The organism is Algoriphagus jejuensis (assembly GCF_039523455.1).
Lineage (GTDB): Bacteria > Bacteroidota > Bacteroidia > Cytophagales > Cyclobacteriaceae > Algoriphagus > Algoriphagus jejuensis.
The window spans coordinates 158,663-175,005 of the sequence record NZ_BAAAFI010000002.1; the positions used below are offsets into that span (position 1 = coordinate 158,663).

Genomic DNA, 16,343 nt, shown 5'->3' on the forward strand with positions numbered 1-16,343 from the left:
GTTATTGATCGGTTAGCAATTCGGCGATTTCATTTCTCAGTGACTCAAAATCCACCGGCTTGGTAAAAAACTCTTTCGCCCCCGAATTGATAGCTCTATTGTAATTCTCTTGATCCCCATAGGCCGAAATCATGCTGACCAGAATGTGGGGAAATCTGCTTTTGATCGTCGCCAACAGATCCAGGCCGTTCATTCCAGGCATATTGATGTCTGAGAACACGTACACGACATTCGGAGAGCCGGATTGCCCGAGCATCTCCAACGCCTGCTCGCCTGAGAACGCAAAATCTACTTCCAATTGCTTGCTCTTGATCTCTTTACGGAACTTTTGAAGGAACATGATTTCAACATCTTGTTCATCATCGACAATTAAAATTTTCATCAGAAAAAATTATGTTGCGGTCTTGGGTAATAAATTTCTGAATTGGGAAAAGCGTGCTTTCACAACTACATTTTTGGCTTTACCTCGCCGGAATTCAGAGGTACTTGGGTTACAATCTTTCGTTTTTTTAGTGCGTTGTTCTGTTTCTTTTTTGTGAAAAACAGAAGAACTGAACGCTCGGTCTTTGATGTATCCTTCGGGCTGCGCAGCTTAGGAAGCGCCAGCCCCAAATACTGGTGACACGGATTACCAATTTAGTGTTATATTCTGATCCTACAGTACTTATTTTGTCACGTATAGCGCCGAAATCGTTTTTTGATAACAAGACGATGCGCTTCTCCAAGGCCAAATTTGGTGTAAGGGGCTGACGACGGCTGGGGATCATCCGGAGCGGAAATAGTGACTAGCCATCCAAATTTTTTAAGCTTAGGAACGCCGATTCTTAATTCTTGTCGGCCAGGGATGCGATTTCCAGTTTTAGCCGCTCAAAATCCACCGGTTTGGTGAAGAAGCCTTTTGCGCCGGAATTCATTGCCCTGTCATAATTTTCATGATCTCCGTAGGCCGAAATCATGCTGACCTGAATTTCCGGGAAACGGGCTTTGATTTGGTTCAAAAGATCCAGTCCGCTCATGCCCGGCATATTGATGTCTGAGAATACATAGACAAATTTGGGCGGATTTTCGGCCGCCAGAAGTTCGAGAGCCCCTTTTCCGGAGAAAGCAAAGGCCAATTCCAAAACTCCACTCTTGATTTCCTTGCGGAACTTTTGGCGAAAGAGCGCCTCGACATCATGCTCGTCATCGACAAATAAAATTTTCATAGGCATAGAGATTTGATTGGCAACAATAGAATGCCGTCTAAGATATTGTCTTAGGAAGTAAGATTTTGAAAAGCGTAAACGTATCTGCTTCGGATTGGATCTCCAGCGATCCCTCATGAGACTTGATGATGTCATGGGTAATACTGAGTCCTAGCCCGGTTCCTTCAGTTCCTTTTTTGGTGGTAAAGAATGGCATCAGCAGCTTGTCTTTGATTTCATCCGGTACGCCTGGCCCGTTGTCCTCCACCTCGACAAGTACACGATTTCCGAGGTCTTTAGTCCGGATGATCACTTTCGCTTTGTACTCAGACCCTTGGGCTTCGATTTTGTCACGCATGGCATCAAAGGCATTTTTGAGGAGGTTCAGTATCACACGGCTGAAATCTTCCGAGTTAAGTTTGATCTTGGGTAGCGTTTCGTCTAGATCCAGCTGAATATCGACGTTGATCGGATTGGGATTGGCACGCATACCATGAAAAGCGAGGTTGGCATATTCCCGAATCAATGCATTGAGGTCGCTGGGCTCCATCGTACCGGTGCCTCCTCTGGAGTGCATAAGCATCGAGCGGACGATGCCATCAGCACGAGAACCATGGTGTCGTATTTTGACCAGATTGGATTTGACGTTTTCGAGTAGGTCAAGGATATTTTCCTTTTCGGGACTGTCCGGGATTCGTGGCATCTCCTCGCTGATTTCATCGAGGAAATCCACGCTGAGCTCGGAAAAGTTATTGACAAAGTTGAGGGGGTTTTTGATCTCATGCGCGATGCCCGCAGTCAGTTGTCCGAGCGAGGCAAGCTTCTCCTGCTGGATCAGCTGCTCCTGCGTGGAGCGGAGGTGGTCCAGCGCATGCTGAAGTTCTTCTTTTTGGCTGAGAATCTCTGAGGTTCGCTCGGCCACCAGGATTTCCAGTTGGCTTTTTTGCTCGGCCGTGCTCCTGAGTTGTCTTTCTTGTTCCTTGGAGATGATTCGCTCGATCTCCACTTCCTTCATTTGTTTACGATGATTCAGCCACATGGTCACTGCCCAGATCAATGCAAAGACCCCAGCCGCATCAAAATAGTTTTCGATTACGTCGTGAAAACCCGGACTCAAAGTCCTGACCAAATAGTCCAAAAGCTGCACTCCTACGATAGGTAGTGGAGTAATCGCAAGCGTACGCTGATACTCCAGCTCAGGAGTGTGGAGTATGAAGTAGATAATGGCTCCGACCAACGCAAATGATGCCAGCTGAAAAAGAATCGCTGGTGGCACATGTAGAATTCCAAGCACGATCAATGTCGCGGCGGCGATCATTCCATACTTAAAATACCTGTTCAGATGTGTTGGGAATCCCTGAGGACCGGCACTTTTCTTAAGGTAGTAGAGCAGAAAAAGAGAGATCAGGTTGATCAGGATCATAGAACTCGGTGTCTTTTCTAGTGTGAGATCGTGTTAAAAAATCGTGGATAGGTATGGCTTTAACTCGCTAAGATTTCACTAATCTCCTTTCGAAGTGAATCAAAATCAACAGGTTTTGTAAAAAATCCTTTGGCCCCTGAACTCATGGCTTTTCGATAATTGTCTTTATCTCCGTAAGCGGAGATCATGTTGACGGTAAGCTGAGGGAATCGGGTCTTAATGATTCCCAGCATTTCCAATCCACTCATTCCGGGCATATTGATATCTGAGAAAACACTGACTACCGGAGGTGAGTCGTCACTTTCCAGGATTTCCAGAGCTTCTTTTCCCGAAAAAGCAAACAGTAACTCAAGTCCTTGGTTGCGGATTTCTTTTCTGAATTTCTGTCGAAAAAGATCTTCGACGTCTCTTTCGTCATCGACTACAAGAATTTTCATAGGGTAAAAGTTAAGTTTTTTAAATGGGTAAAAAAACGCTGAACTGTGTAAACTCGCCAGGATTTGAAGTTACTTTCAGTTCTCCTCCGTGGGCTTTTACGATGTCATAGCTCAAGGACAAACCAAGTCCGGTTCCTTGGCCAGAGGGCTTGGTGGTGAAAAAGGGCTGGAATATTTTATCGATAATCGAATCGGGCACGCCGACGCCATTGTCAGTCACAGTGATTTGGATGCGTTGGTTAGTGGCCTTACTGCCGATGATTTTTGAGGATACCTTGACAAGAGGTGCCAAGTTTGGATGGGCTTTTCTGAATTCAGAATTTCCGCAGGCGTAAAAGGCGTTGTTGAACAGGTTGAGCAAAACTCTGGAAATGTCCTGAGGGATGACAAGAGCCTTTGGAAGCTTGGGATCCAGCTCAGTGGCGAAGTCAGCAATGAACGTTTTGTCTTTGGCTCTCAAGCCATGGAAGGAAAGCCGCAGGTATTCGTTGATTAGAGCATTCAGATCCGTCGGGACTTTTTCACCCGCACTGGAGCGGCTGTGTTCGAGCATCCCTTTGACGATGTAGTCTGCCCGCTTGCCGTGCTGATTTATCTTGCTCAGATTCAGCGTCACATCTGAGAGGAGCTCGTCGAGCAAAGTTTGATCTTGCGCTTGAAGAGATTTGGCTCTTTCTGCTTGGATTTCCTGAACCATTTCTGTCCCGAGTTCTGAGAAATTGGTGACGAAGTTGAGCGGATTTTGGATCTCATGCGCAATGCCGGCGGTGAGCTCGCCCAAGGAGGCCATTTTTTCAGCCTGAATCAATTGCGCTTGAGCGGCCTTCAGCTGGTTTAGTGTGCTTTCCAGTTTTTCATTCTTACTCTCGATTTCATTGGTTTTTTCCTGGAGCGAATGATAGGCATCATTCAGCTGGTTTCGGTTGCGGTAGACCAAAAAAAGGATCACCAAAAAGACGACAATCCCCCCGAATGCCGAAAAAATGACCCACTGCTGGCGAAGGCTTGCCTTTTCATATTCCATAGCCTTTTTTGAAAACTCATATTCTGCTTCAAGCGTGGCGGTCAATCGCTGGGATTGGGAGGTGTGAATGCTGTCGTTGTAGTGCTTGAAGAGTTTAAAGCTTTTCAGCGCAGCCGCGGCATTTCCGTTTTCTTCATAAATCTTTGCAAGCAATTCATTGGCATCGCGAATAAGCATGGGCTGACTCATTGATTCCGCTTCGGCCAGACCCTCATTGGCAAATTCGAGTGCCTTGTTGATCTCGCCTTTCTTATGGTACAGTTTGGCCATACCGATGAGCGAGTGGGCATAAGGCACTCCGTAGTTATTTTGCTTGGCCAAATCGATGGAGTTGCGATACATCTGTTCCGCTATGTCCAAGCTATCCAAGGCTGAATAAATGTCGGCCAGAGTCCGAGAGGTCATTTCGATGAATTCGGGAATATTCAGTTCCAATGCAGATTGATAGCCGATTTTTAAATTTTTTAAGGCTTCTGTCGGATTGTTTTGCTTGAGCTCTACGTCACCTATATTGTTGTAAGCAAGTATGACCCGACCCTGATTTCCAATCGCCCTGTAAATGGCCAGCATTTCGAAGTATTTAGCCTTCGCCTGATCGAATTTTCCCTGCTCAAAGTAAATTAGCGCCACATTGTTGATGGCAGCAGCTTTGACATTGGCATCATTGATCTGTTCGGCACCTTTTATCGCATCGTAAAAATTATTGAGCGCCTCGGTATAGTTTCCAAGATTGTAATAGACCAATCCAATATTGTTGAGGATTCCAGGAACCAGCGTTTCGTTAGGTAGACCTTTGGCAATCGTTAGCGCACGACTATAATACTCGATTGAATTTTTAAAATCCCCTTGGTTTTGAAGCGCGTTGCCGTAAATCTTTAATGCTTCCGCTTCGCCTTTTTTATACTCTGCCTCTTGGCATAAATTTATCTGTCGCTGTAAAAAGATGACGGCCTCATCGGGGCTGCTCTCTGCAAGCATAAACCCCAGCGCATTTGCGGTCTTGAGGTAAAGGGTGTCAATGGTATATCCCGGCTTGTTTGCCATTCGATCCAAGTCTGCTTTCAGACTTTCGACGGTTTGAGCCCTAAGGTCAATGGGAATCAGAAGACAAAGACTAGACACTAAAAGTGCAAAGACCCAACCTTGACCCCTTTGAAGTCTGAAGTGTTTTTGTATACAGGATTGAAAGTTTCTGTTCATTGCAGAATGGGCCAAGGCTTCCATTATGGGGCAATATAATTTGCATTCATGTTTAAAAAAATTATATTTAGCATATATAATTTGCACTTTATGAATTTCAACAGACAATTTCACCTATCCACTATTGAGCCAGCCAAGGTTTTAATTCTTGCCGCTGCACTAGCCTTGTCCGCCAATCTAAGATTGGAAGAGGACGAAAATATCGAGGAGCCTCAAGAGGATCCAGCTAATGCAGAGGAAAACCAAAGTGAAGCCGATTCAGAAGAAGGCTTAACTCGCGGAGCCGACCCGGCTCGGACCAGAGGAGTTGACCCAGCCCGTACCAGAGTGGTTGATCCCGCGAGAACTCGAGGTGTCGATCCGGCGAGAACTTAATTTGGTTCCGACATTTAAGAAGCCATCCGTTCAGTATTGTTACCTTGAGCGGATGGGAGAATTCTGTTCTTATTTTTTGGTTGGATCTGCTCGAGTCCCGTGCAAGGAGCTGCGGATCTTGTCTTTTTTGAAAACGTCCAACGACCTGGATTCTACCCAAGAGGCAGATTAGTGACACCTTTATTTTTTGATATGATCGCATGCGATCCTAGCAGGCGAACTCTATCGCTTCTCGGCGATTGTCTTATACATCACGTAAATTTTGAATCGTCAATCTTACTCAGCTTTAATCTAGTTTTCTTTTTCGGGTGAAAGCGTACTTGATTTTTGGATGGACTGTCCTGGTATTTTTCTAGTTTGGAAATACCCGCCTGAACTCTTTTTTGCGATAGGATTGGTTTAATTAAATCCCAATTACCTATATTAAATTTTGATATTTTTCGAAAATTCAGTAACCCGAAATAGCGATGAAACCAACAAATACCGGGGATCCGGAGTATTACCACAAGGTCGTAGACTGTCAGTATGCCTGCCCTGCGCATACGCCGGTGCCGGAATATATCCGCCTGATCGCCGCAGAGAAATACACCGAAGCCTACATGGTCAACTGGGAATCCAACGTGTTTCCGGGCATCTTGGGCAGAACCTGCGACCGTCCTTGCGAGCCCGCTTGTAGAAGAGTGCGAGTCGAGGAAGAGCCAGTGGCCATTTGTAGGCTGAAAAGAGTCGCCGCCGACCAAAAGGGCGAAGTAAAGCAGCTCATGCCTCAGGCTCCTTTTCCGCAAAACGGAAAGAAGATCGTTTTGATCGGCGGCGGGCCCGCTTCGCTGACGGTGGCGAGAGATTTGGCTCCCTTGGGCTATGAAGTTCATCTATTTGATGAGCAGATCGCAGGCGGAGGAATGATGCGTAGCCAGATTCCGTCTTTCAGGCTTCCCGAAACGGTTCTCAACGAAGAGGTCGACTATATCTTGGATTTGGGAATTCATACGCAGTTTCTGACCTATGTGAAGAGCCTGAAAGAGCTCGTTGCCAAAGAATACGATGCGATATTTGTCGGAACTGGCGCGCCGAGAGGAAAAGACCTTCCCAAGCTTCCTGGAAGAAAAGAAGGTGCAGCCCATATCCATATCGGAATCGAGTGGCTGGCGAGCGTAGCCTTTGAACATACTCAAACCATTTCCAAAAAAGTCATCGTCCTCGGTGGAGGAAATACCGCGATGGACTGCTGCCGTACAGCCCGCAGACTGGGAGGAAAAGACGTAAAAGTGGTGGTGCGGAGCCCTTTCGGGGAAATGAAGGCTTCGCCTTGGGAAAAAGAAGATGCCGCTCATGAAGACATAGATATCATCGACAACCATGTTCCGGTGAGTTTTGAAGTCGAGGACGGCAAGCTGATCGGAATGAAATTTCAAAAAGTGAGAGCCGTCTACGATGAAAAGGGAAAGCGATCACTCATCCCAACTGACGAACCCGAGGTATTTATCGAAGCAGATACAGTGCTGCTCGCCATCGGTCAGCAAAACAGCTTTCCATGGATTGAGAGGGATTTAGGTTTAAAGTTTGACGAATGGGACATGCCGATCGTGGATCGCAAGACTTTTCAGTCTACGCTCCCAACCGTATTTTTTGGTGGGGATGCGGCTTTTGGGCCGGAAAATGTCATCACCGCAGTAGCGCATGGACATCAGGCTGCCGTTTCGATCCATTTGTTTTGCGAAGGAAAAGATCTGCAAGACAGACCCTCCCCCTACACTAATCTGGTCAGTCAAAAAATGGGTATCCACGAGTGGAGCTATGACAGCCAGATTGCTGCTGATCAGCGCTACATCGTGCCACAGGCCAAAAAATCTGTGACGCTCAAGGATCGCAAACAGGAAGTTGAATTGGGGTTTGACATTCGCACGGGATTTAAAGAAGCCCAACGATGCCTCAATTGTGATGCGCAGACGGTCTTTTCCGAAGATCGCTGTATAGAATGCGATGCCTGCATGGACGTGTGTCCGACCTCGTGCATCACGTTTACGGTCAACGAGGATGAAGATCAACTCCGGCAAAATCTACTGGTTCCAGCCGAAAATACTACTCAGGACATCTTGGTTTCAGATATTCTAAAAACCGGAAGAGTCATGGTCAAAGACGAAGACGTCTGCCTCCACTGCGGTCTCTGCGCCGAGAGGTGCCCTACCTCAGCCTGGGACATGCAAAAATACTTCTACAGCGTCACCAAAGCTTATCAGATTCCTCCACCACTACCCTCCATCAGCAAATGAGCCTTCGAATCAATGATTTTATCGTCCGTTTTGCCAATGTAAACGGTACCGGATCTGCAAGTGCCAATTACTTGTTTGCCAAGACTATCTTCCGAATGGGAATCCCCGTTACTCCCAAGAACATTTTCCCTTCGAATATCCAGGGATTGCCCACTTGGTATGAAGTGCGGGTAAGCGAAAAAGGCTACCTCGGTCGCCGAGAAGGGATCGATCTGATGGTCAGCGTCAATCCTCAGAGCATGGCCAAGGACGTTCAGAACGTGAAGGATGGCGGCTACTTTATTTATGACAGCACTAAAAAGCTCAACCCTGAATACGAGCGTGAAGGCATCCACTACCTCGGCATTCCGATGATGGAGATGGCCAACGGGGCATTCGAGGATCCCCGTAAAAGACAATTGTTAAAAAATATCATCTACGTCGGTGCATTGGTGAGGCTGTTGCAAATGGATGAGTCGGTTATCCGAATGCTGGTAGAGGAGCAGTTCGCGGGGAAAAAGTCGCTGATCGAGGCGAATTTCCAAGCCCTGAATTTGGGAATGGAGTATGTCGAACGCAACTTTGACTACCCGCTGGACTTTCGACTGGAGAAAAGAAACCTGCTGGAAAACAAAATTCTGGTAGACGGGAATACTGCTTGTGGTTTGGGAGCAGTATTCGCTGGTGCCACCGTCATGGCTTGGTATCCGATCACGCCCTCGACCTCTGTGGCGGAGGCTTTTGAAACCTACTGCAAAAAATACCGCAAGGCAGAAAACGGCGAAAACAAGTTTGCGATCGTGCAGGCGGAGGATGAACTGGCTGCGATGGGCATGGTGATCGGAGCAAACTGGAATGGGGCAAGAGCATTTACCGCGACCTCTGGGCCGGGAGTTTCGCTGATGAGTGAGTTTTTAGGGTTGGCTTATTTTGCGGAAGTGCCAGCAGTTTTGATCGATGTGCAGCGCGCGGGCCCGAGTACAGGGATGCCCACCCGAACCCAGCAATCAGATCTCATGGCGGCAGCTTTTGCTTCTCATGGCGACACGAAGCATATCCTTCTTTTCCCGGCAAGTCCTTACGAATGTTTTGAAATGACCGCGGCCAGTTTTGATCTGGCCGAGCAATTGCAAACGCCAGTGATCCTTATGACAGATCTGGATTTGGGGATGAACGACCACGTGAGCGATGCTTTTGATTGGAGTGTTGATCGGAAATACCAGCGTGGAAAAGTCCTGTCAGCTGAGGATTTGGAAGACATCGGGAAGTTTGGGAGATATCTGGATTCAGACGGAGATGGGATTCCTTCTCGCACCTATCCCGGCACTCACCCGACCAAGGGTGCTTTTTTCACCCGCGGCACATCCAAAGATGAATATGCCGGCTACACCGAGGACGGGGCAGTTTACAAGAGAAACATGGATCGATTGATCAAGAAATGGGACACTGCGAAAACGACGGTGCCGGCTGCGGAGATCAAGGCTTCGTCCAGTGCTGAAGCGGTTGGAATCTTATACTTTGGTACCTCGACTTTCTCTTCGGAAGAAGCCAGAGACCTGCTTTCTGAAGAAGGAATCTCTGTGGATTCGATCCGAATCAAAGCTTTTCCTTTTGGAAAAGAAGTTGTCGAGTTTGTCGAAAACCATAAAACGATCTTTGTCATCGAGCAAAATCGGGACGCGCAAATGCGCAAGATGATGCTCATGGAGCTGGACTGCAATCCCAAGAAGCTCGTACCGGTGCTCAATTACGACGGTATGCCAATCACCGCGGATGCCATCAAAACGCAAATTACCAATTACCTAAACCCAAAAACGACCTCCAGCCATGAGCTATCTCAAACCACAGTTTAGTCATCCTCGCCTTCCCAAAAACAAACTGGGATACACGCTCAAGGAATACGAAGGAACCCTGTCGACGCTGTGCGCAGGCTGTGGACATGACAGCATCAGTGCCGCGATCGTACGAGCATGCTATGAGCTGGATATCGAGCCGCATCTGGTCGCTAAGATCTCTGGCATCGGTTGCTCCTCCAAGACACCCACCTACTTTCTCGGCAATTCTCACGGCTTCAATTCGGTACATGGACGGATGCCTTCCGTGGCGACGGGAGCAAACATGGCTAACAAAGATCTGGTTTATTTTGGGGTATCGGGGGACGGGGATTCGGCTTCCATCGGCATGGGGCAATTCGTCCATGTCATTCGCCGAAACCTGAATATGGTCTATGTGGTGATGAACAATGGCTGCTATGGTCTAACCAAGGGGCAGGACTCGGCGACGGCTGATCTAGGTTCCAAAAACAAATCGGGAGCGATTAATCCTTTTCAGGCGATCGATCTGGCCAGTTTGGCGATTGAGCTGGGAGCGACGTTTGTTGCGCAAAGCTTCAGCGGGGACAAGCAGCAGCTGATTCCTTTACTTAAAGCTGCCATCCGTCATCCGGGTTTTGCTTTTCTGAATGTGATCTCGCCCTGTGTCACTTTTAACAACAATCCCGGATCCACCAAATCCTACGACTATGTACGAGAGCATATCGAAGCAACATCGGCCAAGGATCTGGTGCCGATCAAAACCGAGATCAAAGCGGACTTCCCCGCAGGAAAATCTGCTCATGTGGAAATGCACGACGGTTCAGAAATTCAATTGAATAAGCTGGCTTTGGACTGGGATCCGGAGAATCGCAACTCCGCAGTGAATGCGTTGCAGAAAGCGAGAGCAAACGATGAGATTTTGACAGGTTTGCTATATGTCAACAACGAATGGAAAGATCTACACCAAACGCTGAACACAGCCAAAACTCCGCTGAATCAACTGATGGAGGCAGATTTAAATCCGGGAAATGTAGCTTTGGAACAGATTAATGACAGTTTTAGATAGGGTGATTCACATTGGTTTTGAAAAGGCCTGAAAGAAAGATGCGCTTGGGGCGTCTTTCATTAAGTGGGTTTTAATTTTTTAGCATCGCGATCAGCAGTCCAAAGAGCCGCTGAGAATATGTCTAATCAACAACCTTTGAATTGTCTCTGGTATCGAAGTGATCGGTATGCCGAATTCATTTTCTGAGGGAAAGATGCTTAATTCGGGGCGGCGATTGCCTATCTCCATGAATTGGCAAATCCCGATACCATCGCTTCTAGTGCGGACACACCAAAGCCAGGCTAGCGTTCGAAAAAATTAGAATCAACTCATCCCCGTTAAACCAGCTATGAAAAAACAACTCTTTATTCTTTTTTGGGCAATATCTTTTGGATCAATTGCTCAAGATATTTCCGTCCCGGGTTCTGTCAAAAAAGCCATGGACCAGATCGATACTACCACGATTCGCAATCACATAGCCTATCTCGCGGATGATCGTCTGCTGGGCAGAAAACCAGGAACAGAAGGCTATCAACTAGCTGTAGACTATGTCATCTCTGAATTCAAAAAAATGGGCGTACAACCCGCAGGCGATCCGGGGCAGTTCACGCAAAAACTGATTTTGCAAAACACCAAAGTTGACAATGGAAGTGCGAAAGCTTTCCTCAGCGACACGAAAGGAAATGTGGATTCTCTAGGTTTTGGCATTGACTTTCTGCCGTATGCACATCCCTTTTCTGAGAAAGCATCAGGTAGTGGGAAGTTGGTATTTGTAGGATATGGGGTGGATATCCCAGATTTCTATTCCGACTACGACGGGATAGATGTCTCCGGCAAAGTAGTGGTATTCCTAGCGGGTGTGCCAGACGGGATTTCTGCTTCTACGTTGATATCGCACTTTTCCAGCGCAGGAAATAAAATGAATATTGCAGCAGAAAAGGGTGCCATCGGGGCGGTTTTGGTTTATCCGATAAACTCCTTTCCCAATCCAAATCCGACAATCCAATCCACAGTCGGAGTGAATCCTGAAAAAACCGTTGCTTACAGCAGAGGATTCAATGGCAATTTGGATTTTGCCCTGACTGCAAACAATTCTTTCCTTAGTCAACTTTTCTTGAATTCGGGAAAAAACCTGACTGAAACCTTGACTGCCTTAAAGTCTCGTAAAAACTCTTCATTTGAATTCCCTTTTATCCTGGGAGCTAGCTACAGCAATAGCTTTAGCCAGTTTGAAAGCGAGAATGTCGTCGGCTTGATTCCGGGTTCGGACTCCAGATTGAAAAACGAGTATGTGGTACACTCTGCGCATCTAGACCACGTTGGAATTGGTCGTGCGGTCAACGGAGATTCGATCTATAATGGTGCTCACGACAACGCTTCGGGCGTAGCCTCGCTTTTGGAAATCGCCAGAATCTATACCAAAGGAAAAGCTAAACCAAAGCGCTCGGTTCTGATCGTGTTGGTGACTGCTGAAGAGATGGGCCTGATCGGCTCAGCCTATTTTGCATCCAATCCGACTGTGCTCAAATCGGCCATCGTCGCCAATGTCAATACGGATATGCCGACAGTGATTGCGCCTTTGCTTTCGATTGTTCCCCTTGGGGCCGAGCACTCGAGCATCATGAACAACGTGAAATTTGCCGCGGACTATTTAGGACTGGAAGTAGAAGGGGATCCGGAGCCTGAGCAAAACCGATTTGTGCGAAGCGATCAATACAGCTTTGTGGTTAATGGAATACCTGCGCTGCACATCAAGTATGGAAATAAGACAAACGTCCCGGGTTTTGACATGGATGCTTTTATCAAGACTTGGCGCGCCAAATACTATCATCAGTCCGCCGATGGGATGGACGGTATCTTTGACTTTGGCGCAGCCAAAACCTATGTTCAGCTCAACTTCCTGATCAGCTATTCCATTGCTCAAACTGCCGCAAGGCCAGAGTGGAATGAAGGAGATTTGTTTGGGATTAAATAACGCCTGAATCCAAAACGGGAGCCTTATAAAAGTCTCCCGCTTTTTGAAATTACTTAGAGTCTGCTTAGAAAACACAAAAGGATGATTCAGGAAGACTGCGCTAGATTAGGTTAGAAATTGAAAGACGCCAAATGTATGGATTTATGAAGAATACTTCCAAAAGGCGTGAACCACACCCAGAAAACACCAGCCTTCGTTCACCGAGTTTGAGGCTCCTTTCAATAACGGGCTGGACACCTCCAATCGCTGGGCGGCATTCTATACTTTTAGATTCCTTGGGATGAGCTGCTCGTTGTGTATTGGGTACTCTGAGCATATTCCGAGCTGTCTCTAAGACAAAAAAAAAGAGACCAGGGGGAAATCAGGACTGGCTTTTTAGCTTGTTCTACCTGAGCTTTTCAGCAGACCCTGATTATATCATTGTGATTTTAATTGACCATTTATTCAATTTTCCCACGTCGTGACCCACAACGTCTGCAACTTGCAATTTCCAAAGGCCATTGGCTGTTTGTCCTTGTAAACTTCTAAGAGCAGGGAAAGTTGCAATCTCATAGTCCCTGATAATATTATCATCTGATCCGCCGGAACGATTATGAATACCTATAACCGATCCCTCTGGAGATACAAGATTGACAACTAGATCAGCGATATAGCTATGGGTTATGTCAAGCCCTATTTTAATATCTTTTATCGTGCCGTTGCCGGTAATATTTAAACTTCTTTCAATTCCGATAGTGTTATTGTCAGGTATCGACATTCCGGGGCTATCTTCCAATTCTATATCCTTGACATTGCCGACTCCGATGTTGATTGTCCATTTGTTAAGTTTTCCGATATCGACAGCAGCAGCATCTACCACTTCCAAAGTCCATCTGCCGGAGGCTGGTTCACCGTTAAATCTTGACAAGGTTGGTGCATTTTGAAGATCAAATGATTTTAGGATATTTTTTGCACTTCCTCCGTTACGTTCGTGGAGAATCGCCGGCGTTCCTCTTGGAGAAATTAGTTTTATCACCAGATCTCCAATAAATGTATGTGTGAGATCGAGGTCAACGGTTACATTGGAAACAGTTCCATTGTTATCTATTGTGATGGTATCGGTAATGCCTACGGTGTTATTGTCAGGAATTGATAGTGAAGGAGTAGAAGATTTGGTGACGATACCATTGTCGGGATCAGGGGGTCTGATTGTACGTAGGGCTTCAGCTACAGCCGAACGGGCATCCACTTTACCAAATCCAAACCATCCACTCCAAGTACCATCCTCATGTCCAATATTAGTAAAGTCTCCCGCCGTAAACGGCGCTACAGGTGAAATATCCCACGAAGGATTGGGGTCAAAAGCTGCGGGTGTGGACTTTGGGTAGGCTGCAAGGTTCAGATCTTTACTAGCCGTTTTTTGAAGAATAGAGATGACTTCTTGGGCTGAAAGTTCGGGATTGGCCGAGATAACTAATCCGGTAATGCCAGCAACCAAGGGTGTGGAACTGGAAGTTCCTCCAAACTGCGCACTAAAAAATTGTCCATCTCCCGATGTCGTTGTGATACCAAGTCCGCTTACCACGCCCCGCCGGTACAGATGTATGTTGTTAGAAGGAGCACAAATGGAAATTCCTTCGCCGTAGTTGGAATAGTGACTTCGTTGTGCGTTGCTTGCCAAAGCGGCGACATACATTACACCAGGAATTCCCACTAAATTATGTTGAAAGTCCCGCGAAGTTTTTACGCCCCGCCAATTGCCAGCGGAATCACGTCCCCTGTCGAAGGGTATATCAATGTTTCCCGAAAATTCAATGGGGCAATTCTCATTGCCTGCTGCCCATAGAAATACAATGCCCTTACCTCTCCTTCCACCGGTTTGGGCGAGTTGAGAAATTCTGTTCACAACGTTAGTTGCAAAATTGGATTGAGGAGACGAGCCCCATGAATTAGACATTACATCTGCTTTATCGGAAATGAAAGCAAGTACTGTCATCATTTTACTATCACTAACATATAGACCAGCCCCACTGGACTCCCATTTGATTGGCAAAAGACGACAACCGGGAGCCGCCCCTACAGTAAGTAATCCATCGACTTCTGCTGCCACCACTCCGCAACATCGGGTTCCATGGTCTGCGCCAAATTGATACATATGCTGCGGGTTTGCACTTATTGAATCTCTGTCTATCAGGTTGCTGCCCTGCATGTATGCCCATTGGGCAAACTTATTGGTGGAATCAAAATCGGAATGATCAATCTTGCACCCGTCGTCAGAGACAGCAATTACAACCTCGCTGGCTCCAAAATGATCCAGTAGTTGCCATGCTGATTCACAATTTGCGGATGACCTTGTATCGAATGCTGAATCTATGAAGCGGCTGTGCAAATGCCATTGTTGATTATATCTAGCATCTGTGGGAATAGTTATCGCACTTGTGGTCATTCGCTGGTTCAGGTCATGCTCGCAGTTCTCAACAAGGTCATTTTCGGTTTCGTTAATAAGTACTACCAATTTTAAGGGGTTCATGCCAGTTTGATTCGTCAACTGCAACAAAAACTCTCTTTCAGAATACTGACTAAGTAGCAACAACGCATATTTGCTGATAAAATCCCCCAATACCTCATTGCTTACAGGCTGTTTGAAAGTAATCAATATGCGGTCGGTTATCAGAAATTCTTCATCGTTGATTTCCTGCTTGTAGGCATGATGGGTGACCGCCTCATTCCTCATTTCCTCCATGATAGGAGTCAAGGACTCTCTGGAAACTCGAACCCTTGTTGAGTGTGGAGAAACGAGCTCCGATGAAGCGTTAAATCCCCTATTTTCAACAGCTTCAGGAGTTGCTCTTACTACAAATCGGTCTGGTTCTTTTACCAAATACACCTTTTTCCCGTTGCGGTAGGTGTATAGGCTATTTTCGGTATTTGCCATGATAGAGGGGTTTAATTTTATGATTAACAATTCTGTGGCGGATTAAAGACCGATTCCACCTTAAGTATTCAATCAGTGTCTCAACAAAAAATCATCAGGCTAATAAGATCGGAAAAAATGCAGCAGCTTGCAAGCTTTGTTTCCCTTTGAGCAGCTACAATCAGGAGAACCTCAACACATTAAAAATGAGGAGTATTAAGCTGTTACCTAGGGTTATAGCGCTCCTGAAGCAGGTGTTTTTGGTTGGATATACCTTCAATACACACTGACTTGATGAGGGTCAGATCGCCTATTTTTATCAGCCGAGATTTGTGTATAAATGAAACAAAAAACCAATTTTCCGCTCAAGAAAAAAAACCAATGCTGCAAACAAGATCACATCCTAAGATCCTGATCTTGCTAATAAGGGAGAACCTGAATAGCAACGAGAACGAATACCTTGAGCTCATTGGAAAATCTAAAATCAAACACCATGGTGAAACGTTGATTGATTAAAGATCTGCATATACGGAATTCTGCCTATAAACGCTTTTTTCTTGGCCAATGGGGCTGAAAGACAGATGACCGAAGACCAACGTTTCGTTTTAGTTATTGTTGGGAGTATCGATGGCTTTTTTAAGGCGATTCAGGCAAAGTAACCTATATCCAATTTATAGAATGAGACCGATGGTTTCCTATCCCAATTCTTGGCTATTTTTAA

General features: G+C 46.3%; 11 protein-coding genes. 5 read left to right on the forward strand and 6 right to left on the reverse strand.

The window, feature by feature from the left end:
* Nucleotide 1 precedes the first annotated feature (1 nt).
* From ABD031_RS01675 to ABD031_RS01695, 5 genes are all read right to left on the reverse strand, one after another.
* Nucleotides 2–382, reverse strand: a complete 381-nt coding sequence (locus ABD031_RS01675) for a response regulator (RefSeq protein WP_343848058.1) — start codon at nucleotides 380–382, stop codon at nucleotides 2–4.
* 442 nt (nucleotides 383–824) lie between these two features.
* The gene (locus tag ABD031_RS01680) at nucleotides 825–1,205 is read right to left on the reverse strand and encodes a response regulator (protein ID WP_343848059.1); all 381 of its coding nucleotides are present in this window, start codon (nucleotides 1,203–1,205) and stop codon (nucleotides 825–827) included.
* Between the two features lie 37 nt (nucleotides 1,206–1,242).
* Nucleotides 1,243–2,607, reverse strand: a complete 1,365-nt coding sequence (locus ABD031_RS01685) for a sensor histidine kinase (protein WP_343848060.1) — start codon at nucleotides 2,605–2,607, stop codon at nucleotides 1,243–1,245.
* 59 nt (nucleotides 2,608–2,666) lie between these two features.
* Nucleotides 2,667–3,044, reverse strand: coding sequence for a response regulator (locus ABD031_RS01690; RefSeq protein ID WP_343848061.1), 378 nt, complete (start codon nucleotides 3,042–3,044; stop codon nucleotides 2,667–2,669).
* 19 nt (nucleotides 3,045–3,063) lie between these two features.
* Nucleotides 3,064–5,112 (reverse strand): tetratricopeptide repeat-containing sensor histidine kinase, encoded by a 2,049-nt coding sequence (locus ABD031_RS01695; protein WP_343848062.1) that lies wholly within the window; start codon nucleotides 5,110–5,112, stop codon nucleotides 3,064–3,066.
* Nucleotides 5,113–5,358: 246 nt separating this feature from the next.
* On the opposite strand from ABD031_RS01695, the gene ABD031_RS01700 reads away from it, so the two are divergent.
* The 5 genes from ABD031_RS01700 (at nucleotide 5,359) to ABD031_RS01720 (ending at nucleotide 12,729) form a co-directional block, all read left to right on the forward strand.
* The gene (locus ABD031_RS01700; RefSeq protein ID WP_343848063.1) at nucleotides 5,359–5,643 is read left to right on the forward strand and encodes a hypothetical protein; all 285 of its coding nucleotides are present in this window, start codon (nucleotides 5,359–5,361) and stop codon (nucleotides 5,641–5,643) included.
* 467 nt (nucleotides 5,644–6,110) lie between these two features.
* On the forward strand, nucleotides 6,111–7,916 hold the full coding sequence (locus ABD031_RS01705) for an FAD-dependent oxidoreductase (protein ID WP_343848064.1): 1,806 nt from the start codon (nucleotides 6,111–6,113) through the stop codon (nucleotides 7,914–7,916).
* A complete protein-coding gene (locus tag ABD031_RS01710) occupies nucleotides 7,913–9,748 on the forward strand; it encodes a 2-oxoacid:acceptor oxidoreductase subunit alpha (RefSeq protein WP_343848065.1) in 1,836 nt (611 codons plus the stop codon). The genes ABD031_RS01705 and ABD031_RS01710 overlap by 4 nt, the downstream gene beginning before the upstream one ends.
* Nucleotides 9,723–10,775 (forward strand): 2-oxoacid:ferredoxin oxidoreductase subunit beta, encoded by a 1,053-nt coding sequence (locus ABD031_RS01715; protein WP_343848066.1) that lies wholly within the window; start codon nucleotides 9,723–9,725, stop codon nucleotides 10,773–10,775. Before ABD031_RS01710 ends, ABD031_RS01715 begins: the two co-directional genes overlap by 26 nt.
* Before the next feature lie 328 nt (nucleotides 10,776–11,103).
* Entirely contained in the window at nucleotides 11,104–12,729 is a 1,626-nt protein-coding gene (locus ABD031_RS01720) for a M28 family peptidase (protein ID WP_343848067.1), read from the forward strand.
* Between the two features lie 412 nt (nucleotides 12,730–13,141).
* Here the strand turns inward: ABD031_RS01720 and ABD031_RS01725 are convergent, their stop codons facing one another.
* Nucleotides 13,142–15,643 (reverse strand): S8 family serine peptidase, encoded by a 2,502-nt coding sequence (locus ABD031_RS01725; protein ID WP_343848068.1) that lies wholly within the window; start codon nucleotides 15,641–15,643, stop codon nucleotides 13,142–13,144.
* Between the last annotated feature and the right edge of the window lie 700 nt (nucleotides 15,644–16,343).